Annotated in this window: 18 protein-coding genes; 12 read left to right on the plus strand and 6 right to left on the minus strand. The window is 47.5% G+C overall.

Annotated elements, in window-relative coordinates; genetic code table 11:
- Positions 1-91: 91 nt before the first annotated feature.
- The 3 genes from NSQ58_RS16030 to NSQ58_RS16040 all read left to right on the plus strand — a co-directional run bounded on the left by NSQ58_RS16030 (position 92) and on the right by NSQ58_RS16040 (position 3,223).
- Positions 92-1,105 (plus strand): zinc-dependent alcohol dehydrogenase family protein, encoded by a 1,014-nt coding sequence (locus tag NSQ58_RS16030; RefSeq protein WP_071559422.1) that lies wholly within the window; start codon positions 92-94, stop codon positions 1,103-1,105.
- A 153-nt stretch (positions 1,106-1,258) separates the two neighbouring features.
- On the plus strand, positions 1,259-2,416 hold the full coding sequence (locus tag NSQ58_RS16035) for an SMP-30/gluconolactonase/LRE family protein (protein ID WP_279835081.1): 1,158 nt from the start codon (positions 1,259-1,261) through the stop codon (positions 2,414-2,416).
- Positions 2,417-2,434: 18 nt separating this feature from the next.
- On the plus strand, positions 2,435-3,223 hold the full coding sequence (locus NSQ58_RS16040; protein WP_028541208.1) for an SDR family oxidoreductase: 789 nt from the start codon (positions 2,435-2,437) through the stop codon (positions 3,221-3,223).
- A 307-nt stretch (positions 3,224-3,530) separates the two neighbouring features.
- Here the strand turns inward: NSQ58_RS16040 and NSQ58_RS16045 are convergent, their stop codons facing one another.
- Positions 3,531-4,622, minus strand: coding sequence for a hypothetical protein (locus tag NSQ58_RS16045; protein WP_053324491.1), 1,092 nt, complete (start codon positions 4,620-4,622; stop codon positions 3,531-3,533).
- A gap of 272 nt (positions 4,623-4,894) precedes the next feature.
- Between NSQ58_RS16045 and NSQ58_RS16050 the strand changes: the two genes are divergently transcribed.
- The gene (locus NSQ58_RS16050; RefSeq protein ID WP_341057843.1) at positions 4,895-6,592 is read left to right on the plus strand and encodes a glycoside hydrolase family 13 protein; all 1,698 of its coding nucleotides are present in this window, start codon (positions 4,895-4,897) and stop codon (positions 6,590-6,592) included.
- A 71-nt stretch (positions 6,593-6,663) separates the two neighbouring features.
- On the opposite strand, the gene NSQ58_RS16055 is transcribed toward NSQ58_RS16050, so the two are convergent.
- The gene (locus NSQ58_RS16055; RefSeq protein WP_053324493.1) at positions 6,664-7,431 is read right to left on the minus strand and encodes an HAD-IIB family hydrolase; all 768 of its coding nucleotides are present in this window, start codon (positions 7,429-7,431) and stop codon (positions 6,664-6,666) included.
- Positions 7,432-7,592: 161 nt separating this feature from the next.
- Positions 7,593-8,390, minus strand: coding sequence for a delta-lactam-biosynthetic de-N-acetylase (gene pdaA, locus NSQ58_RS16060; RefSeq protein WP_023986714.1), 798 nt, complete (start codon positions 8,388-8,390; stop codon positions 7,593-7,595).
- A 262-nt stretch (positions 8,391-8,652) separates the two neighbouring features.
- Here pdaA and NSQ58_RS16065 point away from each other — a divergent pair, with 262 nt between their 5' ends.
- A complete protein-coding gene (locus NSQ58_RS16065; RefSeq protein ID WP_075153610.1) occupies positions 8,653-9,675 on the plus strand; it encodes a methionine ABC transporter ATP-binding protein in 1,023 nt (340 codons plus the stop codon).
- The gene (locus NSQ58_RS16070; RefSeq protein ID WP_023986716.1) at positions 9,672-10,337 is read left to right on the plus strand and encodes a methionine ABC transporter permease; all 666 of its coding nucleotides are present in this window, start codon (positions 9,672-9,674) and stop codon (positions 10,335-10,337) included. Before NSQ58_RS16065 ends, NSQ58_RS16070 begins: the two co-directional genes overlap by 4 nt.
- Here the strand turns inward: NSQ58_RS16070 and NSQ58_RS16075 are convergent.
- Together NSQ58_RS16075 and NSQ58_RS16080 are read right to left on the minus strand one after the other, a co-directional pair.
- On the minus strand, positions 10,334-10,708 hold the full coding sequence (locus NSQ58_RS16075; RefSeq protein ID WP_279835079.1) for a MerR family transcriptional regulator: 375 nt from the start codon (positions 10,706-10,708) through the stop codon (positions 10,334-10,336). The genes NSQ58_RS16070 and NSQ58_RS16075 overlap by 4 nt on opposite strands.
- A gap of 99 nt (positions 10,709-10,807) precedes the next feature.
- Positions 10,808-11,788, minus strand: a complete 981-nt coding sequence (locus NSQ58_RS16080; protein WP_068941055.1) for an aldo/keto reductase — start codon at positions 11,786-11,788, stop codon at positions 10,808-10,810.
- Positions 11,789-12,063: 275 nt separating this feature from the next.
- Here NSQ58_RS16080 and NSQ58_RS16085 point away from each other — a divergent pair, with 275 nt between their 5' ends.
- From NSQ58_RS16085 to NSQ58_RS16100, 4 genes are all read left to right on the plus strand, one after another.
- On the plus strand, positions 12,064-15,480 hold the full coding sequence (locus NSQ58_RS16085) for an S-layer homology domain-containing protein (RefSeq protein WP_341057845.1): 3,417 nt from the start codon (positions 12,064-12,066) through the stop codon (positions 15,478-15,480).
- Positions 15,481-15,641: 161 nt separating this feature from the next.
- Positions 15,642-18,785, plus strand: coding sequence for an ATP-binding protein (locus tag NSQ58_RS16090; protein WP_076265152.1), 3,144 nt, complete (start codon positions 15,642-15,644; stop codon positions 18,783-18,785).
- Positions 18,786-18,941: 156 nt separating this feature from the next.
- The gene (locus NSQ58_RS16095; protein WP_069080461.1) at positions 18,942-20,093 is read left to right on the plus strand and encodes a response regulator; all 1,152 of its coding nucleotides are present in this window, start codon (positions 18,942-18,944) and stop codon (positions 20,091-20,093) included.
- A gap of 240 nt (positions 20,094-20,333) precedes the next feature.
- Entirely contained in the window at positions 20,334-20,486 is a 153-nt protein-coding gene (locus NSQ58_RS16100; RefSeq protein ID WP_167348614.1) for a hypothetical protein, read from the plus strand.
- A 163-nt stretch (positions 20,487-20,649) separates the two neighbouring features.
- Here the strand turns inward: NSQ58_RS16100 and NSQ58_RS16105 are convergent, their stop codons facing one another.
- Positions 20,650-22,419 carry an alpha-glycosidase gene (locus NSQ58_RS16105; RefSeq protein WP_341057846.1) on the minus strand — a complete coding sequence of 590 codons (1,770 nt, stop codon included), beginning with the start codon at positions 22,417-22,419 and terminating at the stop codon, positions 20,650-20,652.
- A gap of 151 nt (positions 22,420-22,570) precedes the next feature.
- Here NSQ58_RS16105 and NSQ58_RS16110 point away from each other — a divergent pair, with 151 nt between their 5' ends.
- Both NSQ58_RS16110 and NSQ58_RS16115 read left to right on the plus strand, forming a co-directional pair.
- Positions 22,571-23,245 (plus strand): response regulator transcription factor, encoded by a 675-nt coding sequence (locus NSQ58_RS16110; RefSeq protein WP_023986723.1) that lies wholly within the window; start codon positions 22,571-22,573, stop codon positions 23,243-23,245.
- On the plus strand, positions 23,245-24,675 hold the full coding sequence (locus NSQ58_RS16115) for a sensor histidine kinase (RefSeq protein WP_341057847.1): 1,431 nt from the start codon (positions 23,245-23,247) through the stop codon (positions 24,673-24,675). The genes NSQ58_RS16110 and NSQ58_RS16115 overlap by 1 nt, the downstream gene beginning before the upstream one ends.
- Positions 24,676-24,696: the final 21 nt, after the last annotated feature.

Below are 24,696 nucleotides of genomic sequence, written 5' to 3' on the forward strand. Positions count from 1 at the left end.
ACAGTGTATTGTATAAGAAACAGTGTTTCTTTCGTAATACACCGTATCCATACTAGGTAAAAAGTTTAACATTACAGGGAGGACAACCAAAATGAAAGCAGTGCAACTGAAAGACGGTTTTGGCTTTGAAGAGTTAACCTTGACGGAACTTGACATACCGGTGCCGGGACGGCTGGAAGTTCTGATCCGCATAAGGGCAGCGTCCCTGAATTACCGGGATTTGGTGATTATCAACGGGCTAATGCCGATCGGCATTCAATTTCCCTTCATTCCGTTATCCGATGGAGCGGGTGAAATTGTAGCTGTGGGCGAAGGGGTGACAAAATTTCAGATTGGACAAAGGGTAGCGGCAAATTTACAACAGAAATTCATTGGCGGGAGCACGAGAGCGGAGGTCTTAAAGGACAGTCTGGGAGGCCCGCTCAGTGGAGTGGCGTCTGAATATATCGTTCTGCATGAAGATGGGGTCGTCGCCATTCCGGATCACCTTTCTTGGGAGGAGGCTTCCACCTTGCCGATTGCAGCATTAACCGCATGGAGCATGCTGATGGAATCCGGTGGGCTGCGAGCGGGGGATACGGTGCTCTTGCAAGGAACAGGCGGTGTTTCCATCTTTGGGCTTCAATTCTCTCTGATGGCGGGAGCAAGGGTAATTATCACATCGAGCAGCAATGACAAGCTGGAACGGGCAAAGGATCTCGGCGCATGGCAGACAATCAACTATTCGGAAGTTCCCGAGTGGGATAAGGTGGTTCTGGAGCTGACAGACGGCGGAGTCGACCATGTCCTGGATGTAGGGGGAGCGGCAACAATGGCGCAATCCATCAATGCACTTCGTACCGGAGGGACTGTGAACATGGTCGGCTTCTTATCGGGCTTGACTATTCCTGAGTTTGATGTCACCAGCATTTTGCAGAAGGCTGCGACGATTCGCGGCAGCCAAGTCGGTAACCGGGAACATTTCGAAAACATGAATCGTGCCATTTCCCGCCATCGTTTACATCCTGTCATTGACCGGGTATTCCCGCTCAGCCGAATCGGCGAAGCCTTCGCACTTTTGGCTGAAGGAAAACAGTATTTCGGTAAAATCGTCGTTCAAATATAAATGAGCATTTTGCATAAATCCCAAGAGCGATTTCAAATCAGCAATATATAGATCGAAACGGTTTAGTTCGTCTATATAGTGTACTTTCGAGCGTTGGGAATCGAATTATGCAAAATGCTGAAATATTATTCACATCACATAGGAGGCACTCTAATGCCCAGTAAACCCGATTTATCTGTCAAAGATTCTCAAGGAAGAAAGACTAAGAAACCGCGTAAATGGGTACGCAGAACCGGATTATCGCTGTTGGCGGTAATCCTTCTGGGAATGGTTATTTTTATGCTCATCCCTTCCCCTGTCCAGCCTGCAAAATGGCTTGCACCTTCGGCCCCCTCTTTTGAACAAGCGGGTCCATGGCAACAAAACAACAAACTCAGCTCCGCAGAGCTTGTTACAATTGCCCCTAAGTTTCCGGAATTTATCACCTTTGACAAGGAAGGAAATTTATATACGGGAGACTCCGACGGGAAAATTTATAAGGTTGCCTTTGATACAAAGGGCAATCCGCAAAAGGCCCAGCTATATGCAGATACCAAAGGAACGCCCAATGGACTTATGTTTGACGCAAGTGGAAATCTGATCGTTACGGATGTTAAGAAGGGGCTGCTGTCGGTAGATCCTTCCGGAAACGTGACGGTGTTGGCCAATCAAGTCGACGGCACACCGATCTATTTGGCCAACGAGCTGGATATTGCCAAAGATGGTACCATTTATTTTTCTGACACCTCCAATTATGGCAGTGTAGTCTTCAAAGAAATCGCCGAGAACAAGCCACATGGACGTTTGCTGAAATATGATCCGGCGACCAAGCAGACGACAGTTCTGTTGGAAGGCCTTTATTTTGCGAACGGGGTTGCCTTGTCTGCGGACGAAGATTTTGTGCTTGTGGCAGAGTCGTATCACTACCAATTGACCCGATATTGGCTCAAAGGGCCGAAGAAGGGAACTTCGGATATTTTTGCGGATAATCTCGCCGGTTTTCCGGATAACATTACGCGTGATGATCAAGGCCATTTCTGGGTCGGTCTCTTCACAACACGTATTCCCTTTGTAGATCAGATGCATGGAAGCCCATGGCTGGCTGGAATGATGGCCAAATTGCCTCAATCGCTGCTCAGCGGTGCAAGCGCACCTGTGAAGCATGGGCTTGCTGTGGAGCTTAATCCGCAGGGTAAACTCATCGGAAGCTGGCATGATCCTGAAGGCTCGCTTTATGGGGTAACCACGGCTGTAAACCATGACGGATATTTATATATAGGTACAGCTCCTGGAGGCAGCCAGGGTGTTCATCGTGTGCTTTTAACCAAATAAGCTTGGGGAGGGTATAACATGATATTGGATGAATTGAGATTATCCTGGAAAGCGAAGGAAAGCCTGGCCGGGAAAGTAGCTTTGGTAACAGGCGCAAGCAGCGGCATTGGGGCATCGATTGCCAAAAAACTGGCAAAGCGAGGCGCGTATGTAGCTGTATTGGCACGCCGTCAGGAACGATTGGATGAATTGGTTCGCGACTTGCACCAAGAGGAATTGTACGAGGTCATGGCAATACCTGCCGATATCCAAAAAGCTGAAGACGTACAGCAGGCGGTTCACGCCATTCTTGAACGCTGGGGACGGCTTGACATTATCGTTGCCAATGCCGGCTTCGGGTATCGAAGCCCGCTGGCAGAAGTGGAACTGGAAAGATGGGAGGAGCTTTACAAGACGAATGTGCACGGTCTTGTCCTGACACTGAAGTACGGACTTCAGCCAATGAGGGAACAGGCCAAGGGGGATGTTGTCATTGTCTCCTCTATTGCAGCGAAGGAAGTGGTTGCCGGAGGAGGACTATACAGCGCTACCAAGTACGGCGTTAGTGCCATAGCCTCCGCATTGCGTTTGGAGACCAGTACGCAAGGAATTCGTGTAACTGCGATTCACCCCGGGGCGGTGGCGACGGAATTTTCGCAGGTGGCCGGATATCCCGAGCAGGAAATTCGGGCGTTTGCTTCGAGCGTTTTGCCGCTGCATCCCGATGATGTTGCAGAAGCTGCCCTTTATGCACTAGAGCAACCGGAGCATGTCAATATTCCAGAGTTGACCATTATGCCTTCGAGGCAGGTCCAGCGGTTCAAATAGAGCGATATTTATTCTGACACAAACCGGGTAACCGGGGATGGTCATCGCCGATGCCGGGTATGGCGGCGAAGAGGACTACGTGCCTTCGCTTGACCATAACCTGCTCAAATGGGTGAGCATGAACCAAAAAGCGCGAGCTACAGGGGGGAATAACCCTTGCACTCGCGCTTTTTTATACTAATGACGAAGCGTGACTGTCCAATAAAGTTTAAAACCAGCTTTGGGACAGCTCCATTTACTATAGAGCAGACCATATTCTGTGAAAATTTTGGCTCCACGTTCGCTCATTCAGTCATCGTGAGCACAGCTATAGTGTAATGACGTATAGCCCCAAGGGTGTGGTTGCGCTCCCTGCAACCATGAAGCTGAGATCATAGCTAGATCTGCCGGGAGGGACGCTGATATCAGCCAATCGGCATACCTTGGTATTATCTCGTAGCAGAGGGATACCATATACACGATCATCCACACGCACAGACCCGGCGAACGCGCCCCCACGTGGATTGGCATAGATTCGTACGATACGTACCTCGTCACTGTCATTAACGATGGGAATCGTCGCGTTGTATATGGTTCCGAATTGTCCGCGATTATCTAGCGCAGGCCCCAGCTCGCTGCGTGCCCCGGTAAACAGCAGATCGGCAGGAGTCTCGCCGTTCAGCTTTTTGGTGGCACACGCCCGATAGTTGGCGCTCTGCCCCACCACGTACTCTGGCATCCGCGCATTCGTTTCGGAAAAGGACCACACCCCTCGTGGATGCGCCTGTGGTGGAGGTACGGGAGGAAGCGCATCCATATGAATCTGGCGCAGATCCGTCTGCGTATCCTTGCTGATCACGGTGCGAATCACATAATCCAGCGTACCGTGGCCTTCAGCAAATTCTACTGTGAGGTCATAGATGAATCCGGCCAGCGATCCTTCGGCCAGCTCAAATTCCTCCAGCAGGGCGGTGCCTTTGCCGAATTTATGACGGTCTGCTGGCTTCAGACGTTCCATCGTACCCGCCAAACAGCTTTTGGCAATAGACTGCCCGACATCTATAATCCAGTTGCCGTCTTCAGGCACAATCTTAAGGGCACGTTCAATATGTCGTACTTCTAGTTTAGCGGCGCTTCTGTTCTCTACGGTGATGCCCAGTTTAACAGCGCTGCCGATTTTGTTATAATGCCAGCCGAAAATGCGATGTTTGACTGTTCGGGTTGTCGTGCGAACCACGTCATGCCACAGGGTGGCTTGCTCGGTAGGTACCGTCACATGGGTAAGCGTCTCCGGGTTATCGCTAAGCATCAGGCGGCGTGTTCCCCCCTCAGTGGCTGACTCCACGTCCACATGGATGTTGGGCGGGATCACAGCAGTTTCCACAATCAGATCCTTTGGCTCCTTGGGTCGATGGTTCATGTAAATTCCTCCTTTTATTCAAAAGTGGCACCGCTTTGAGTACATGTATATGGGCAGTTCATAAATATAGGTAACGCCAGGTCCACTTTTACAACCTGTTTTGCAAAATATTTTTTTAAAATAAATCTCCGTAGGTTATAGCGGCTCTGCTAATGCGTCGAAGCAAGCTTACAAGACTCTTGTTCCCCTACACCAACGATTCGCAGACAGGTATTGCGTGTATGTTAAGAGCATAAGCTATTGGATGTACAGAGAAGCTACAGGAGGGAAACATGCCTAGAAAAATATGGTGGAAGGAAGCCGTTGTATATCAGATTTACCCGATCAGTTTTCAGGATTCTGACGGAGACGGTAAAGGAGACTTGCGAGGCATTTTGTCCAGGCTGGATTATTTGTGTGAGCTGGGTATTGATGTAATCTGGATTTGTCCGGTATATAAATCGCCTAATCACGATAACGGATATGATATTAGCGATTATTATGCCATTATGGATGAGTTTGGAACGATGGAGGATTTTGACGAACTGCTTCACCAGGCGCATGAACGAGGCATCAAAATCATGATGGATTTGGTATTAAACCATACATCGGATGAGCATCCGTGGTTTACGGAGTCACGCTCGTCCAAGGATAATCCGAAGCGGGACTACTACATATGGCGAACAGGCAAAAATGGCGGATATCCGAACAACTGGGAATCGTATTTCTCCGGTTCAGTGTGGAAATATGACAAGCTTACAGACGAATATTACATGCATCTATATTCCGAGCATCAGCCAGATCTGAACTGGGAAAATGAAGAGATGGTGGGCGAGCTCTACCGCATGGTGGAATGGTGGCTGAAAAAGGGAGTCGATGGCTTCCGTTTTGACGCCATTGCCCATATTGTCAAAGCGGAGGGGCTGCCGGATGCCGATAATCCTGACAAACGAACCTTGGTACGTGCCTATCAGCTCTTTTCCAATCTAGAACAGGTACATGTACTTCTACGGATGCTGAATGAAAAATTACTGGAGCGTTATCCCTTAATGACAGTTGGCGAAACGTCTGGTTTAGGACCGGAACAGGCGCTTGATTATGTGGGGGACCAGCGGCATGAGCTGAATATGGTTTTCCAGTTTGAACACATGTTTATTGATGCACAAGGGCTAGGGACGGAAAAATGGAAATCCAAGCCGTGGACACTGGTGGAGCTGAAAAAAATAATGAGCAGCTGGCAGACAGTGCTTCATGAGGAAGGATGGAATGCCAATTATCTGAACAATCATGATCAGCCGCGGGCCCTCTCGCGATTTGCTAATGATGGACAATATCGCGTAGAGTCAGCCAAAATGCTGGCAACCTTCACACATATGTTAGAGGGTACGCCTTATATTTATCAAGGTGAGGAAATTGGCATGACCAATATCGCATTCCCGTCAATTGATGATTACCGGGATGTGGAAACATTGAATTATTATGAGCAGCAACGGAAGATCGGTGAGTCTGAGGAACAGATTATGGCGGAGATCTGGCGGAAAAGTCGGGATAATGCGCGTACTCCCATGCAATGGAATGCTGGCCCTTCAGCCGGATTTACCGATGGAGAGCCGTGGATGAAGATTAATGATAACTACACGCACATTAATGCAGAGGCAGAAAGAAATAATCCGGACTCGATTTTCCACTATTATCGCAAGTTGATTGCTCTGCGCAAACAACATGAGGTCATAGTCTATGGCGAATACAAGCTGCTGTTGCCGCTAGATACGGAGCTGTATGTATTCACTCGTTTGCTGGGAGAAGAGCGTTTGCTGGTCATTTTGAATTTCTTTGATCGTGATCCGGTGTACCACTGGCCCGAGGAGGACTTTCCTGTTGCTAAAGCGGAGTTGCTGCTGTCCAACTACGAGCCGGTACAAGGGGAACAACTGCATGCCTTGAAGCTGCGCCCCTATGAAGCCCGAGTGTATAAGCTAAGCGTGCAATAGGCGTTGCTATCTGTAGAATGGTAAAAGGAAGGGAAGGTTCATAGAGAGACCTTCCCTTTCTTGGCGTTTGGCTAAATGGTAACTGTTTCAGCCAACTCACGTATTTTGGCGATAATCAGGTCTTCTTGATTTTCCCCCTCATTAGGGATCGATTCAGTCGCGAAGGCAGCCAGTTCAGCATGTTGATGAATCATGACAGCATGGTGTGCCTCCCTGAACATCGGTATATCATTCGCATCATTGCCGAAGGCGATAAATTGACGGGGCTGCACACCAAGCTTCTGAAGTGCGTTCCATTTATGGATATTTTGCGGGCTGATGTCCAGCACTTGTTCATTACGGTGTTGATGGATGACCACGCCGAGCGGCGAAAGCTTGGCGGCCAGCTCATCCATATCGTCAGCAGTTAAAATGAGCATTTTTACGATGGATTTCAGGGAAGCCAAAGGCAGCTTTTGCGCCAACTTGCTGATATCCACATTGTTGAGTATAGGATGATCAGCTGCACCCGTATATGCATAATCCCACTCGCTGTCAATCAGGTAGGTGGTTTGGTGTTCCTCCAGTAGTGCGAGCAGGGCATTCTTCACATCTGGTAAAAAGGATTCCACGTGAGTTATACTGCCTTGTTGGGAGATCATAGAGCCGTTGCCACCAATCAGAGCATAGGTGTGAAAGCGTTTAGGAAGTACGGGTAACATGTCGCGAATCGGCCGTGCCGAGGCAAAAATGACTTCATGTCCCGATCGGGACAATTGTTCCAGACAGCTTGCGATCTTATCCGACACACACTGACCCTTAAAGCAAATCGTTCCATCCAGATCAAATACAAAATGCATGATGTACCTCCAAAAAATAGTGCTTTCCAATTCATTTCTTACAGTCATTATATCCATTACCTTCCTTGGTCGTAAACTAAAAAGCCCGATTCACACTGGCTACCATGGGCAGGTGTGGATCGGGCTCATTATGATATCGACTCATTAAATTCAATTACTATTTAGTGATAATGTTTCACCTTAAGGTCGTCTAGACTTTTAAACTCATACCCTTGCTTGCGAGCCTCGTCGATGATGGAAGCAAGCGCCTCGGCATTGTCCTTGGATACGGAATGGAGCAGAATGACCGCACCAGGGTGGAGCTGACGCATGACTTGACGATAGGCATAGTCCGTTCCTTGCTGAATATTTGTGTCCCAGTCCTTGTAAGCTACAGACCAGAATACGCTCGTATATCCGGCTTCTCGACAGGAAGCCAAAGCTTTTTCACTAAAAATGCCGCGAGGCGGTCGGACATATTTCATTTCTTTTTGCCCGGTTAGCTCTGCCGATGCATTTCGTACCCGATCCAGCTCAGACCGGATCTCTGCCGAAGAAATGGTGCTCATATCAGGATGGCTCCATGAATGGTTTCCGATAATATGACCCTCACTTGCCATGCGTCGCATCAAAGCAGGCTGGTCTTTTACAAAATGCCCTGTCACAAAGAAGGCGGCTGGGACCTTTTTGGCCTTCAATACATCCAGCACTTTCGGAGTATACCCATTCTCATAGCCGTTGTCGAAAGTGAGAAATAATTCTTTTTTAGTCGTATCCCCCAGAAAGATGCCACCTTGTCTTTCGATCAGGTGCATAAAGCCTTCTTGTGCGATAGAAGGCAGCTCCCCTCCCTTACTTTTTTTAAATCCAAAATGATAAGGCTGTCCGTCAACAGTCTGAGTGGCCCATGCGGGTTCCGCCGTAACTGCCAACATCCCCATAACTGCAACGCATAGCCACAAGGTAAATATTCGCTTCATCTATGTTCCTCCGCTTCCGTCCCGTTCGGGTAAGGTGTGTATGCTTCGGCATATTTCATACCATCTGCAATATCATGCTGATTTATGCAAGGACATGGACTAACCAGACTCAAAACACATATTGACATGAATATTAAATCGAAGTAGTATACTTTATAAAACTTACTAGAATACTCGGATTTAATTCGATCGTTCATGGCAAAGAAAAGCAATCAGCTCAGAACATCTTACATACTTGTGAGAACGGAAGGAGTTAGGACTCATGATTGAACTTAGGAATGTATCCAAAACCTACGTGAGAAAAGGCCTAAGTATTGAAGCGTTGAAAAATATAAATATCAAAGTGGATAAAGGAGATATTTTCGGATTTATCGGATTCAGTGGCGCAGGGAAAAGTACGCTGATCCGTTTGGTTAATCGTCTGGAGAAGGTAACCAGCGGAGAGGTTCTTGTTGAGGGGGAGCAGTTAAATACCTACTCGACCTCTGGGCTTCGGAAGGTAAGGAAGAAGATCGGAATGATTTTTCAGCATTTTAATCTGCTGGAATCGAAAACAGTGTTCGACAACATTGCAATTCCGTTGGTGCTGCTTAAGCGCAACAAACGGGAAATAGAGGGGCGTGTAAAAGAGCTTTTGGCGTTCATAGGATTGTCGGACAAGGCGAATAGCTATCCCAACGAGCTTTCCGGCGGACAAAAGCAGCGTGTAGGGATTGCACGGGCGCTTGCGAGCAACCCGTCCATTTTGCTCTGTGATGAGGCAACCTCGGCACTTGATCCGCAGACCACACAGTCTATTCTCGACTTGCTTCACAAAATTAACAAGGAATACAAGATTACCATTTTGATTATCACCCATGAGATGTCGGTAATCCAGCGAATATGCAACAAGGTTGCCGTAATGGAAAAGGGGGAAATCATCGAGCAGGGCAATGTCCTGGAGGTATTCGGGCAGCCGCAGCACCCGACGACACAGAGCTTTGTACGCACGGTCATTCACGATACGGTACCCGAGAGTGTGCTGCAAACGTTCGAACAGCAAGAATCACAGCGAATATACAAGCTGGAATTTATAGGGCAGGTTGCTTCTGATCCGGTGGTTCATGAATTGATTCGGCAGCATGATATCCACGTGAACATTTTGTTTGCCAACATGACGGAGATTCAAGAAACGACAATTGGCTATATGACGATACAACTGCGCGGCGGACAGCATGCCGTTCAGCAGGCTGTTGATTTTCTCAAGAGCAAAGGAGTCCATATTCAGGAGGTAGAGAGTCTATGATGATTACAGGAACTACGATCACCTGGGATCAACTGTGGGAAGCTTTGTATGAATCCGTGCTCATGGTCAGCATATCATTATTCATTGGTGCCCTGATCGGTATCCCTATCGGTATTTTACTCGTCATCACTCGTCCGGGTGGAATTCTGGAGAACAAATGGCTGCACAATATTTTGAATCCGATTATTAATATTGTTCGTTCCTTACCGTTTATTATCTTGCTGATTGCGATCATTCCGTTAACCCGTCTGATTGTGAATACATCCATTGGGACCAGTGCGGCAATTGTCCCCTTGATTGTATATATTGCGCCATATATCGGCAGGCTGGTCGAAAACTCGCTGTTGGAGGTGAATCCGGGGATACTGGAGGCAGCAGATGCGATGGGGGCGACTCCATTCCAGGTCATTCGATACTTTTTGCTTCCTGAGGCATTCAGTTCTCTGATTTTGTCGTTAACGACAGCATCTATTGGTCTGATTGGTGCTACTGCTATGGCTGGTGCGGTCGGTGGAGGCGGAATTGGCGATCTGGCGATCGCGTATGGCTATCAACGTTTTGATACGCTGGTTATGCTGATTACCGTCATCATTCTAGTCTTGTTTGTTCAAGGTGTTCAGTCCTTGGGAAACCTGCTCTCCCGCAAAGCACGTAGGGGTTAAATTAGATGTTTTTCTTTTTTACCTATTGTCTGTTCATAGCTTGTAATTTTATAATCCATGCGTTCCAATACGTTGTTCATATCTTCCATTTTTGCAATGAGCTGCTTACGCTGCTCCATTAGGAGTTCTTTTCTAGCATTTATCGTTTCATCACCCTGCTGGAACAACCTAACGTACTCAATCAAAATTTCAATGGGAAGCCCTACGCCTCGCATGCATTTGATATATTCAACCCATCTGCAGTCTTCTTCCGTGTAATCCCTGATTCCACTTTTATTACGGTTCACACGCGGAATAAGTCCGATGCGTTCATAATAGCGGAGTGTATCCTGAGATAGTTCGAATTTTTTGCTTACTTCTGCGATCAACATGTTGACTTCACCTCCTGATTTCTGATCAAGAAACGCCCTATGTAAATGGATAGGGCGTTCTTGTCGTTTCTTATTTCGAAACTGTCATTTCATCCATATTTACTGAGCGCCAACTACCGGATGAGGAACATATGGCTCTTCCAGCAATGCAATTTCTTCAGGTGTTAACGTAATCGAAAGAGCAGCTACTGCATCTTCGAGATGAGACGTTTTCGTAGCACCGATAATGGGAGCTGTTACCGGTTCTTTCTGTAGCAACCAGGCAAGTGCGATTTGAACGCGAGGAACTCCACGTTTTTCTGCGATGGCCGCAACCTGCTCCACGATCAATCGATCGGTATCGGCAGTCGCATCGTATTTAGATTTCGCAACCTGATCGGTTTCGGAACGATGTGTTGTTTCCTGCACATCACGCGTCAATCTTCCACCTGCAAGCGGGCTGTATGGAATCACACCGATTTTTTCTTCTTTACAAAGCGGCAGCATCTCTCTTTCCTCTTCACGATATAAGAGATTTAAATGATTCTGCATTGATACAAATTGGGTCCATCCATTCTTTTCAGCAACATGTAACGCCTTCAGAAACTGCCATGCGTACATGGCAGAAGCACCAATATATCTTGCCTTCCCGGCCTTCACAACATCATGTAATGCTTCCATCGTCTCTTCAATAGGGGTATTGTAATCCCAGCGATGGATTTGGTACAGATCCACATAATCTGTCCCCAGTCGCTTAAGGCTCTTATCTATTTCACTCATGATAGCCTTTCGGGAAAGTCCCGCACCATTCGGGCCTTGATGCATACGGAAATGAACCTTTGTCGCGAGGACAATTTCATCTCGATTCGCATAATCCTTTAAAGCCCGTCCAACAATTTCTTCGCTAGTTCCATCTGAATATACATTCGCGGTATCAAAAAAATTAATACCTAGCTCCAGGGCATTTTTTATAATTGGACGACTGCGCTCTTCATCTAGTATCCATGGGTGAATCCACCGTTCTGCAACCCCAAAGCCCATACACCCAAGACAAAGGCGGGATACATCCAAGCCGGTATTTCCAAGTTTCACATAGTCCATTTAATTATACCTCGCTTTCCTAGATATTGTTTTCTTCAAATGTAGTCTACTCCAGCTACTTACACCGGATATTATTACATTTGGAGTTCACTCCAAGTCAAGCGATTTTGTTGCGTGATGCCATCATATAGGTCTTATTGTTCAGAATTGGTTCAGTGGGACTTCGTATAATTCTCTTAGCATAGTTCCTTGGTTGCATAATCCGTAGAACTAAACATGACTAAAGACTTTGATAAAGCAGGATATATGCCAATAAATAGCGTCTAGGAGTGGAAATGTTGAAACTTGTAAAACGAAATAAATGGATTGCATCTGCGATGGTATTGGGTATTGCTTCAGGCTCAATCGTATCTCTGCCTTGGATGGGCGGCGCTCAGACTGCTTATGCAGCAACAGCAGATACGCAAAGCGAAACTGGATTTGTAGCACAAGCTCGCACCTTGGGTTTGATGACAGGCGGTAAGCAGGGCGATTTTATGGCGCAAAAGAATTTGACCCGCGCAGAGGCGGCTAAAATTTTGTGCAGTCTGTTCCAGTTGGAAGTTAACAATCAGCCGCAAACTTCTTTTATGGATGTATCGTCCGATGCATGGGGCGCTCCCTATATTGAGGCTGTACGTGCAGCCGGGTATATGACAGGCAACGGGGAACTGTTCCGTCCGGGGGATGCCATTACCAAGGAAGAACTGATCGTATCGCTAGTACGTGCAATGGACTTACAGGATGCCAGCACAGCGAATGTACAGCAAAATGCAGTTCAGGTTGCCCGCTCTTACGGTCTGTTATCAGAGGATGCTTCTGCAACGGATTTGAAAAATCCATTGAACCGGGAGAGTGGTGCAGAAGTATTCGTCAGCCTGCTGGATCATCCGGTAGGAGAAGTGAAATCAGAGGGCAATACCGTTCGCATCGGAAATATCCCTTACCAGTTGGAAGGGTCTTTGCAAGGTTTGTTCGGTGAAAATAACAAAGCTGTATTAAAAGGGGCGAAATTCGACCTTAACCGTAACTTGCGTACGCTGACAGGTGTGAATAAGCTGGAAATTAACGCAGACGGTGGCGTTTTTGATGGCAAGGGTGTGTCTTTTGAGGGGCGCCTGATCGTTAATGGCTCGGTAACCTTGAAGAACATGTCCTCCACAGGGGTATTGGAAATCAAAGGTACAGGGAATCAGCCTGTATCGGCCATTTTAGAAAATACGGCATGGTCCGGTGTGGAGCTGGGCTCTAAGGATGCCAAGCTGACAGCAACCGGGACAACGAAGATTGACAACCTGACGCTGAAAGATGATGCATCGATCGTGACCGAAGGAAATGCCGCGATTAGCCGCGTTTCTTTGCAACAGGGACTGGGCAAGCTGTTGGTTAGCGGTAGTATTGGTTTGCTGGATGCATCACAATATGTGGGCGTTCCTTTTATTACGCTGGCTAAGGGAGCTACAATCAACCAGCTTAACCTGCCGGAACAAAAACAGCCGCAGGATGTTATCATTAACTATGATGCGATGAAAGAAGCTGTTAGTCTCGTAAATGGTACGAAGAACTCATCCTCTGCTGGATCGGTTGTCACGGACACAGATAGCAAAGATAAGAAAAAACACGATAGTGACATTATCAGCGTAGACCGCAGTCAGCTGGAGACAGAAGTCCATGCAGCCAAAGAACTACTGGAGCGTGCAGGTGAGGGTGGAACGGATCAGGCGCTTTACACGGCCGCAGCGAAGGAAAGCCTGTCCATAGCAATCAATCAAGCTATGCTGGTACTGAACAATACAGCAGCTACACAGGCAGAGGTAGATCAAGCGCTCAGCACATTGAAGCAGGATGTTTCTGTGTACACAGCCTCAGCCACAAAACCAGTGATTGGGACACAGGAATTAACTAGACTGATTCAGGTAGCTTCGACTACCCTTGAACAAAACCGAATGGTTGGCGACGAATTCCCGCCTCTTTGGGATGAATCACTAAGTCAAGCTATTCAATTTGGCAACAATGTGTTGGAAGGGAATGCTCCTCAAAATATTGTGGATCGGGAAGTAGTAAGCTTGCGTCGAGTAATTGAAGTCTACAATGCATCAGTAAAACTCAGAGATACCTATCTGCATTTTCTCGATGTAACGGATCGTGTGGAGAATATGAAAACTGACAAAGCGCGTTACAAGTCCTTAGTGAGGGAAGGATTAAGTGTATATGTGAACCCATTAGCTACAACTGAGCAGTTGGACGAATGGACACGAAAAATAAAAGATACGACAGAAGCATTTCTGGCATTGCAAGCAGCAGACTTTTCAGTGCTTAAAAATACTTTACAAGAAGCGCAGGTTATCTACGATCAGAGTGGCTCTCAAAATGTTGAACTGGGCAACCTCATTCAGGAATATACAGAGAAGATGCACACCGCTATGACGCAGCAGGACGTATTGACCTTGAACATGGAGCTGAGTCAAAGACTTGCGGAATTCACTGCTCCAGTGCCTGCTACAATTCGGGAAAAACTGCAGCAGCTGGTTCAAGACATTCATCTAAAACTGCTGTCTAACCCTGTAGCTCGTAATTACTTGAATACGGAAATGCTGTCTTTAGAGCAACAAACAGCACAAGCCAACTTTGCACTCATTATGCCGTTTACTCCTGAGGAGCAATTGGTGATCTCTTATAATCAATTAAGTCAGGCTAAAGGGACCTATATTGAAAAATATAACGAGAAAAGACTACAATTGAGAGCCGAAATCATTGAAATGCAGGCATCGATCAATGGAATTTTGGTGCAAAATTCAGGCGCATTAAGCGCTGAAGCCCAGCAAGCCTTGTCTTCTGCATCAGAGCATGCCTCCATCTTCTTGGGTTTGTCCAGCTTTGAATTACAAGACGTTGTTCCTGTATACGAGGAGTTGCAACAGGTACAGAGCCAGTATGCCGTACCAATAGCGGTGGATACCACGTTGTTGAATTACAACATAAATTTAGCTAATAATGAAGTTCAGACGTTCGGCCGTCATTATACCGAACAAGATAACGAAGAACTTCAAGGGTCAATTAATCAGGCAAGCCTTGTGCTTAATAATCCGGATAGCACACAGCTGCAGGTAGACCAGGCGAACACGGATTTGATTACAGCGTTTGCGAACTACCAATCCAAATGGATAGTAACTGATCAGGATATCAATGAGCTCAAGACCATTGCGAACAATCTGCTCACAGCAAATGGTACAGATCCTACGACGGTCTACTTTCACAGAGTAGTGGATGCATTCAATCGTCTGGACCAGTATTATCCTATGCCGGAAATTAAGAAAAATTATATGAATCTGGAAGATGCGATTCAGGAGTATAAAGATTTTGTAGCCAGCCAGCAACAAAACAGCGGAACAGGAAGCAGCGACAGCAGTGGTGGAGCAACACCGCCAAGCGATAGCAGCGGAACAGGAAGCAGTGACAGTAGTGGTGGAGCAACACCGCCAAGCGATAGCAGCGGAACAGGAAGCGGCGACAGTAGTGGTGGAGCAACGCCGCCAAGCGATAGTAGCGGAACAGGAAGCAGTGACAGTAGTGGTGGAGCAACACCAACAAGCGATAGCAGCGGAACAGGAAGCGGCGACAGTAGTGGTGGAGCAACGCCACCAAGCGATAACAGCGGAGACGATTCAGGCTCGATTCCTGGCGGTGGTAATGATGAAGGCATGATTCCTTAATAAGGGAAATAAAGGAAGTAAAGGATGTATAGAAGGGGACGATTCCGCACAGATTTTTGTCTGCGGCGGGCGTCCCTTTTTGCATGGGGGGCGCTTCTAATACAGCTGGTTAGAATAACCGATACTAAAAGATAGACGATATTGAAAAGAGCGGGGGATTTATGAAAAAACAGGGTGTTTTATTTTTTATTATACTTCTGCTTGCGGTTGCGTTGCCGGTGTATCCGTTGGTGTCGGGTGTATTATCTGGAAACAGTCATTGGAAAGCTCATAACGGCGTTATAAATTTGCGTAATTGGCATCCCGAAAAGGAAGGCCCTGTACAGCTGGGAGGGGAGTGGGAATTTTACCCCAACCAGCTTGTGCAACCTTCAGCCTTTCATGAATTGCAAGATAAGGATTGGGTAAATCATCAGAGTTCTTCAGAATTGGGGATGGAAACGGGATATTCTACCAAGATTGTGGATGTGCCTGGTAGATGGAATCAGTGGATGCCTGAGGGACAGGCGACCGGATATGGAACCTATCATATTCGTATCCTGTTGCCTGAAAAAGCGGAAAATCTGTACGGCATCTATATGCAAAACATTCGGAGTTCCAGCCGAGTATGGATTGACGGAGCAGAGGTAGGAGCGAGTGGTATTCCCTCTGTTTCTGCCGACAAAGGCAAGCAGGGCAATGCTCCTTATGTTGGATTTGCAGCGGTAGATGGACAATCGGTAGATATTACCGTGCATGTGGCTAATTATAGTTATTCCTCCGGTGGGATCATTTACCCATTGTTATTTGGGGATTACGAGAGTATTACGCATAGCCGGGAAGTTGCAATGGCAGAGGACACCGTACTGATAGCGGGTTTTTTTATGCCTACCGTATTTTTTATCATGCTGTATCTTTTACGTAAAAAGGAGAAGGCATTGCTTTACTTAGGATGCTTTTGCATCGCGGCTTTATTTTACATTCTGACACATGGAGAAAAGCTGCTGGTCTGGGGAATACCGGACTTACCTTATGAATGGATACTGAAAATACAGTCGTTCTCTTCAACGCTGTTCTACTATTTTTTGATCCGGTATGTTCATCTTTCGACGCAGATTGTTATGAATCGGATCGTGCTGCGCCTCTATAATATTACAACCGCACTGATGCTAGGTATGGGGCTAATGTTGCCTACACTGATACTCTCATCCTTTGAAGCGTTTATTCTTCTTTTTGGCGTAGTCAGTGTGGGATATGTATTACTGATCTTGATTCGTGGACTTCTTCAACGGACGGATGACGCTGCACTGCTAGTCATTAGTATTATGAGCATACTTATGATTGTAGTGACTAGTTTTGTGTATATTTTGGGCTGGGGAGATGTGCGCGGGGTGACAGCCTATGAAATGCTCATATTCGTATTGGCTCAAACGCTTCTGCTGGCCAAACGTTTTGTACATTCGTTTATGGAGGTTGAGAACCTGTCACGACGGTTGCTAACACTGGATGGGTTAAAGGACGAATTCCTGGCGAACACGTCACATGAGTTGCGCACTCCTCTACATGGAATTATTAATATCGCTCAATCCATGCTAGACCGTTACGGGGCACAATTCAATGAGCCGCAAAAGCACAACTTGTCCTTGATTGCGAATGTAGGACGAAGACTTTCTTATTTAATTAACGATATTCTGGATTTTTCTAATTTGAAAAATGGAAGATTAGCCTTAAATCGCCGGCCTGTTAATGTACAGGCAGCTGTAAATTCCGTGCTGGAGGTATTGGGTCATACGGTGGGTAAGAAAAAGCTGCAATTCGTCAAAGAATGGCCCAATTCGTTACCCAAGGTGGATGCGGATGAGGATCGGCTGATTCAGATTTTGTACAATTTGTTGGGTAATGCGGTGAAATTTACGGAGGAAGGCGAAATCGTAATCTCTGCCAAAGCGGGGAACCGCGAAATGGAAATCAGTGTGAAGGATACCGGGTCCGGTATTGCCCAGGAGCATCTTTCGCATATATTTGAACCTTTTAACCGAGGGGCGAATGCTGAGGATGAAGGATACAGTGGAACAGGGCTTGGATTAGGCATAGTCCGTCGTCTAGTGGAGCTGCATGGTGGTCATATCCGGGTAGAATCTAGATTGGGCAAGGGTTCGACCTTTTATTTTACACTACCCTTGGCGCAGACCGGAACGTTGGCACATGAAGCTCAAAAAGATGTTTCGTCTGCGGTTATATTGCAGCCTGGCGTGACGTCGGGTCAGAATGTGATTCCGCATGAAGAGGATGCCCAAGAGCAAGTTCAGACTGTTCCCTACAAAGTGCTGGCTGTGGATGATGATGAGGTTAATCTTCGGGTGCTGGAGGAGCTATTATATACCACAGGTTGTAGCGTGGTGGCAGTGGATCATGCCGAGGAGGCACTTCACATGCTGAATGGCCGTACCCGATTTGACCTAGTCATTACGGATTGGATGATGCCGGAAATGTCCGGTATTGAGCTGTGCCGACGGATACGGGAACGGTATTCCCTGTCCGAGCTACCAGTGTTGCTGCTGACGGCACGCGACCTGCCCGGCGATATCCGCGCGGGTTTTATGGCGGGAGCTAATGATTTTCTACGTAAGCCTGTTGATGCTGAGGAATTAAAGGCGCGTGTGCGCACGCTGTTGAACATGCGTCATTCGGCGGAGGAAGCGGTGCGTTCGGAAATGGCCTTTTTACAGGCACAAATCAAGCCACATTTTCTGTACAATGCATTGAATGTTATTGTATCGACCGTAGCCGTAGACCCGGATAAAGCAGCGGAGCTGCTCATGGAGCTGAGTCAGTATTTGCGGGGCAGTTTTGATTTTCAGAACAGGGAGAATACGGTACCGTTATCCAAGGAGCTGGAATTGGTAGAATCGTATGTGGCACTGGAAAAAGCACGATTTGAAGAACGTTTGCAGGTGACCGTAGAGGTAGGAAGGAACATCCGGTCGCTTATCCCGCCATTAAGCATTCAGCCCATCGTGGAAAATGCGATACGACATGGTGTGATGCAACGGGCAACAGGTGGAACCGTGCGAGTGGTTGTGCAGGAGGATGGAACCGATTTTGTAGTCAGCGTGACCGATGACGGCGTAGGGATTCCGTCCGAGCGACTGGAACAGCTGTTGTCGGAGGATCATGTATCTTCCAGCGTGGGACTGCGGAATATCCATCGCCGTCTTATCCATATGTATGGAGAAGGATTGCGGATTGAAAGTAATTCAATGCAAGGGACGACGGTAAGCTTCCGTGTGCCGGAAACGATCTCGCCCCGGAATACCGATGAATAAAAAAAGTACAGTACATTTGTCGGAAAAGCTAATGTCGCGTCCGCGATGATACGATATATAAAATATAAGGAATTAAAAATTGTAAGGATAAAGCAGATAGCATGTAAATAGAGCATCATGATGGATGGTTGCAGCAGGAAGGGAGTACAGACACAAATGAAGGCGATTTTGATTGATGATGAGCGGTCGGCATTAACCTACTTGGAACGGTTGCTGGAGGCGGACGGACGGTTAACGGTAATGGGCAAATATACGTCTGCACAAGCGGGGCTGGATCATCTGGCGGCAGAACGTGCGGATATTGTTTTTATAGATATCGGAATGCCAGAGATGAACGGTCTGGAGGCCGCCGAGTGGATTCAACAGCTGGATTCCCATATTCATATCGTCTTTGTGACCGCGTACTCGGAATATGCTATTGAAGCGTTCGAGCTGCAAGCACTGGATTACTTGTTAAAGCCCGTTCATGCCCGGCGGCTATCCAAAACGTTAGATCGGATTGCAGCCACGCTGGCTGATCCCCGTTCTTCCAGCTTGGGAGTTACAGCAGAGCAATCCCCCAAGGTACGTTGTTTTCAAAAGCTTGAAATTTTGGAGGATGGACAGGAAGCCGTAGGAGCGAAACCCTTCAAATGGCGCACATTAAAGTCACAGGAGCTATTTTCCTTTTTACTACACCATGAAGGGGAATGGGTGAGCAAAGAACAATTGCTGGATGCGCTATGGCCTGAATATCATTTGGACAAGGCTGTTGTTCACCTGCACACGTCCATTTACCAAATCCGCAAGGCATTGAAAGAACGGATGCAAGATACGAAGCTGGAATACAATCTGGATCGCTACCGCTTGAACCGCAATGGCTGGATTACAGATGTGGAGCTATTCGAGCGGGGAATATCCGAATGGGCTGCATCCGGTAGCGGCGGTACGCCGCGTATTGAGAGCCTGTTGGCTCTATACCGTGGCAACTATCTGGAGGAGTACGATTACCCGTGGGCGTATGCAAAAAGGGAGAAGCTGCGCAGTATGTATCTGGCATGTGCTTCTGAGCTGGCGAGAGACGAGCTTCGCTCAGGTCGTACCCGGCAGTCTGTTCAGCGCTTACTCAGCCTCCAGCAACGGGAGCCGTACTCAGACGATATCTGCGGTCTGCTGCTGACCGCCTATGCCCAACTGGGCGATTATACCGCTGCTCAAAAGCATTATGAAAGCTTCGTCAGAATACTGGAAGATGAGTTGGGTATTGAGCCGCAGCAGGTGACGCACCAGTTGTACGTGCAATTGAAAACACAGACGCTACCTGCGTAAACTGCTCTACTGGCTCAGGTAGCGCTAAAAAACCGCTTCAAGGTATCTCCTTGGAGCGGTTTTTTGCATGGATGGAAATTTCGTTTTTTTGTGTGAATCACCGAGCCTCTTTTCTCTATGATCCGCTATTCGCCGCTACCTGTTTTCTACAGTGGCATATTCATATAGCATATCTCTTCACGGTTGAGTCGTAATTGAGAGGTTTAAGGAACTCACGTATATATTTAAGGAGGTATTGCATTGGGGAGAACAAGACGAACTGGATTTAAGAATAAAAGAGTTTCGGTGGTCGTCAGACAATCTTCTTCAGCTCAGACAGGACAAGGCGGTAACCCCATTTCGATCAATGCTTCGGATGTTGGGGTAGTAAGAACAGATGTTAAAAATAAATAAACGGCTTGGATAGAAGTTCTTATTCGACGTAAAGAGACCATCAGGAACAAGTAAACATCTTGTTCCCGGTGGTCTCGCTTTTTTTGCCGTTATTCGGCAGGTACCTTCATCAGCATCCGCCTATATAGGCGGATGCCTTGCTTCCCGTCTTGACATCGTCCTCTTAAGCAGGTTTTACTGACCGAGCAGGTGCTGCCTTCAGTACAGCGTATCCGTAGGGTGGAAGCTTGGCGTGCAACCCCTTCGCTCCTTTGGACCACTGGCTTTCGCCAAAAGCTAATTGCCATTCCTGCTCAGGAATGTCCAGTTCAAAAACGTGCTCCTCATCGGAACGATTGAGCAGCACGAGCATTACTTCTTCCTCGCTGCGGCGCTCGTAGGCAAGTGAGGTGCCCTCTGGCTGTGCCTCCAAAAAGGTGATGCTTCCCTGATCACGGAGGACAGGGTGCCCCTTACGAAGCGCAATCAGTTCGCGGTAAAAGTCGAACAGCTCGCGGTCCTGCTTGTCGGTGTCCCACTCCATGCACTTGCGGCAGCCTGGATCGGCATCTCCATCCAGACCGATCTCATCGCCGTAATAGATGCAGGGTGCGCCCATGTACGTGAACTGGAACAGGGCGGCCAGTCGCATCAGCCGCTTGTCATCCCCGCACAGTGTCAGCAGGCGTGGTGTGTCGTGGCTATCCAGCAGATTGAAGGCAACCTCGGATGCTTGCTGCGGATAGCGGGCCAGCTGTCGTCCGATGGCGAAGGCAAAGTTTTGGGCATCGGTCACTTTTTTGACGAAAAAATCATTCACCGCGTAGGTGAACGGATAATTCATCGTTGCATCGAATTGGTCCCCCTGAAGCCATTCAGACGATTCATTCCACATTTCACCCAAAATGTACGCATCTGGATTGGCCTGCTTGACCGTAGTACGGAATTCCCGCCAAAAGGCGTGATCCACCTCGTCTGCCACATCCAACCGCCAACCATCGATGCCGATTTCTTCGATCCAATGTTTTGCTACATCCAGCAGGTACTTTTTCACCTCAGGATGTTCGGTGTTCAGCTTGGGCATCATTGGTTCCAGCCCGAATGTATCATAAGTCGGTGTGCCATCCACCACTTCCAGGGGAAGGCTATGTACATGGAACCAGTCCTTGTAAGGTGAGGCATCGCCTTTTTCCTGCACGTCAACGAACGGTTTAAACGTACGCCCTGAATGGTTGAAAACCGCATCAAGCAGCACCCGAATTCCTCGTTCGTGGCAGGCATCGATCAGTTTTTTTAATGTCTTTTTGTCCCCGAAATGCGGGTCCACCTCCATATAATCCTCTGTATCATATTTATGATTGGTCGTTGCCTTGAAGACAGGGGTCATATATATGGCGTTAATCCCTAGCTCGTTCAAGTGATCCAGGTGATCCAGAATCCCCTGTAGATCGCCACCGAAAAAATTGTCTCTTTGTGGCGTTCCGCCCCATGTCTCTGCACCTTCTGGGCTGATGGAGGGGTCACCGTTCGCAAAACGTTCCGGGAAAATCTGATAAAATACAGCATCCTTCACCCATACAGGTGGCTTCAGAATATCAATCGGGTTCAAAAACGGATATTGGAACAGACTGTCTGCGTTTTGAGGTTCCAGGGTGGTGAAGTCGTCCTCGTTCATCCAAATACGTTCCTCACCGTCTTCTAGCAAAAATCCATATTTCAGCCGACGATGAGTAGGTTTTACGCTGCATTCATAGTAATCAAACCTGCCATCGGTAGCGAATTTGGACATCGGGACAAGCTGTCGGGTGCGGTCCCAATCGTATTTATCTCCGGTGAGAGCATGAACGGTATTCAGGTCATTTTTCTTCGCACGTAGCCGTAGAAATATCGTTTCATCATTATAACCAAAAGCCCAATTGCGTTTCGGGTGATGGTATATCGCTTCCAGCAGCATCGGGTAGGCCTCCTTTTTTCACGAGCATTCAAATTTGAAAATGTGAAGCGTATGTCGTATAAGGTAGTTATTAACCTTTTTAAGTGGGTCATGTACCATAAATGCTATAATGCCCATTACATAAAAGAAAAACGATAAGTAGGTGCCCATGATGAAAACAAATGTGTTATACATCGAAGATGACCAGGATATTGGTGCTTGGACGCATCAGTATTTGGAAGAGCGGAATTACGCTGTAGTATGGCTTCGCAGCGGGGAGGGGGCTGTGGAAGCAGCCCGTACGTGCCAACTCGTGATTTTGGATGTGATGTTACCCGGTCTGGATGGATTCACCATGGGGAAGCGGCTCAAAAAAGAGTACCCGGAGCTTCCCATTCTCATGTTGTCTGCCCGTACATCCATTGACGATAAGCTGCAAGGACTGGATTTCGCCGACGATTATGTAACCAAGCCCTTTCACCCGGACGAGCTCATAGCACGTATGGAGATTTTGCTGCGCCGATCGGGAACCGTGCCGGAAGAATCCTTACAACTGGGGCATCTCTCTGTCTTCTCTCCTGATAACCGTATTGTGAACCGTGATACCGGGGAGGAAATTACACTGACAGGCAAGCAATATCACATTTTTGCTTATTTGCTGCGGCATTTGGGCCAGATTATGACGAAAGAGCAAATGTATGAAGCAGTGTGGGGGGACCCATATATTGACGGAGACAAAACTTTAATGGTCCACATCCGACACCTTCGCGAAAAGCTGGAGATTGATCCTGCGACACCCCGCATCATTGAGACGATCCGTGGTGTAGGATATCGGGTGAAAGCATAATGAGCAGGACGCGCAAGGATTGGAGGAGGCTACACCCCAGCTCTAGGCCAGGTCAGGGAGGTCGGTTTCGCAGTTCACTGTTGTTCCGTTATCTGGTCATTATTGTGGTTGCTATGATGCTGTTGCCCATTGTGTTGCCTGCTACAGCCTTGATATATAGCGTGTTTTTGAATTGGGGGGCGGATATCAAGCCTAAAAACGCTTACTATCCCTCTGCTACTCACACCGAAAATAGCTGGCATCGCGAAGCTGTAGCCTTGAAGGGAGCCACACCAGAGCAAATCTCAGTCCATCTGCGCAAAATACAACAAGATATGTTCCCTAACTCACAAATATTTTGGGTGGATCCCGCAGGTAAAACAAGGTTGGAGTTACCGACACAACCTAACATGCCAAAACAATGGAACGCTGCGCAGGCTATAGCTTTTATGAAGCAAGCAAGCTATGAGGGGCCGTTTACGGTAGTAGCCTTTATTGGCGGGGGCAAGAATGATGTGAATCAAGGCTATATGGTGTTAAAAGTGCCTCGTTCGTTCTTTGAACAGCCACCTACAGATAGTAGCATGTTCATGTACTATCTCTTTTTTATCGTATTAATTCTGGGCACTTTTATATTCGTATCTCTTCTGTTTTTTGGAGGCATTCGGCGAAGACTGTTGCAGCTTCAGGCCGCCATGTCGCAGCGAGGAGAGGATGGCTTGCCTATTCTTGTTACCACTGGACGCCCGGATGAAATCGGCAAGCTGGAGGAAGCATTTAATCAGATGGTCGAGCAGTTGGCCGAGAGTCGGGGACGTGAGCGTCAGGAGGAAGAGCTGCGGAAGAGACTGGTCGCGGATCTGTCACACGATATTCGAACGCCGCTTACGGTCGTGCGTAGCCATCTGTATACACTAGATGGTGAAAATCTGAGCAGCAGAGGGAAACAGTCGATTACACTGATGGAAAACAAGCTAAAAGACCTTGGGAGCCTGATCGACAATCTGCTCACCTATAATCTGCTAGCTAGTGGAAAATACACTATGAATAACACACCGCGTGATATCCTGCGGCTAGTGCGGGAGTGTGTAGCCAGCTGGTATCCGGTGTGGGAAAAGGAGGGCTTTGAAGTGGATATCGACCTGCCCGAACATAGCATGGTGTGGAATGTCGATGAGCAAGGCTTCCGTCGTCTGCTGGACAATCTCTTTCAAAATGTAGTTCGCCATGCTGCCTCAGGCCGATTTATCGGTGTTCAAGTACAGAAAGATAATGGGACAGAGGCATTGGTTATCACAGATAAAGGGCCCGGTATGGAGCAACAGTCCAGTGAAAAAGGGGCAGGGATTGGTTTGGCGATTACAGAACTGCTGGCTCGCGAAATGAATTTGGAGAGGGAGATTTTCAGTTCATCAGCCGGGACCCGAATCCGTTTTTTAAACAAAACTTAAACTCAGAGTTCCCTTGGCTTT

The sequence above is a fragment of the Paenibacillus sp. FSL M7-0134 genome (assembly GCF_038007865.1).
Lineage (GTDB): Bacteria > Bacillota > Bacilli > Paenibacillales > Paenibacillaceae > Paenibacillus > Paenibacillus polymyxa_B.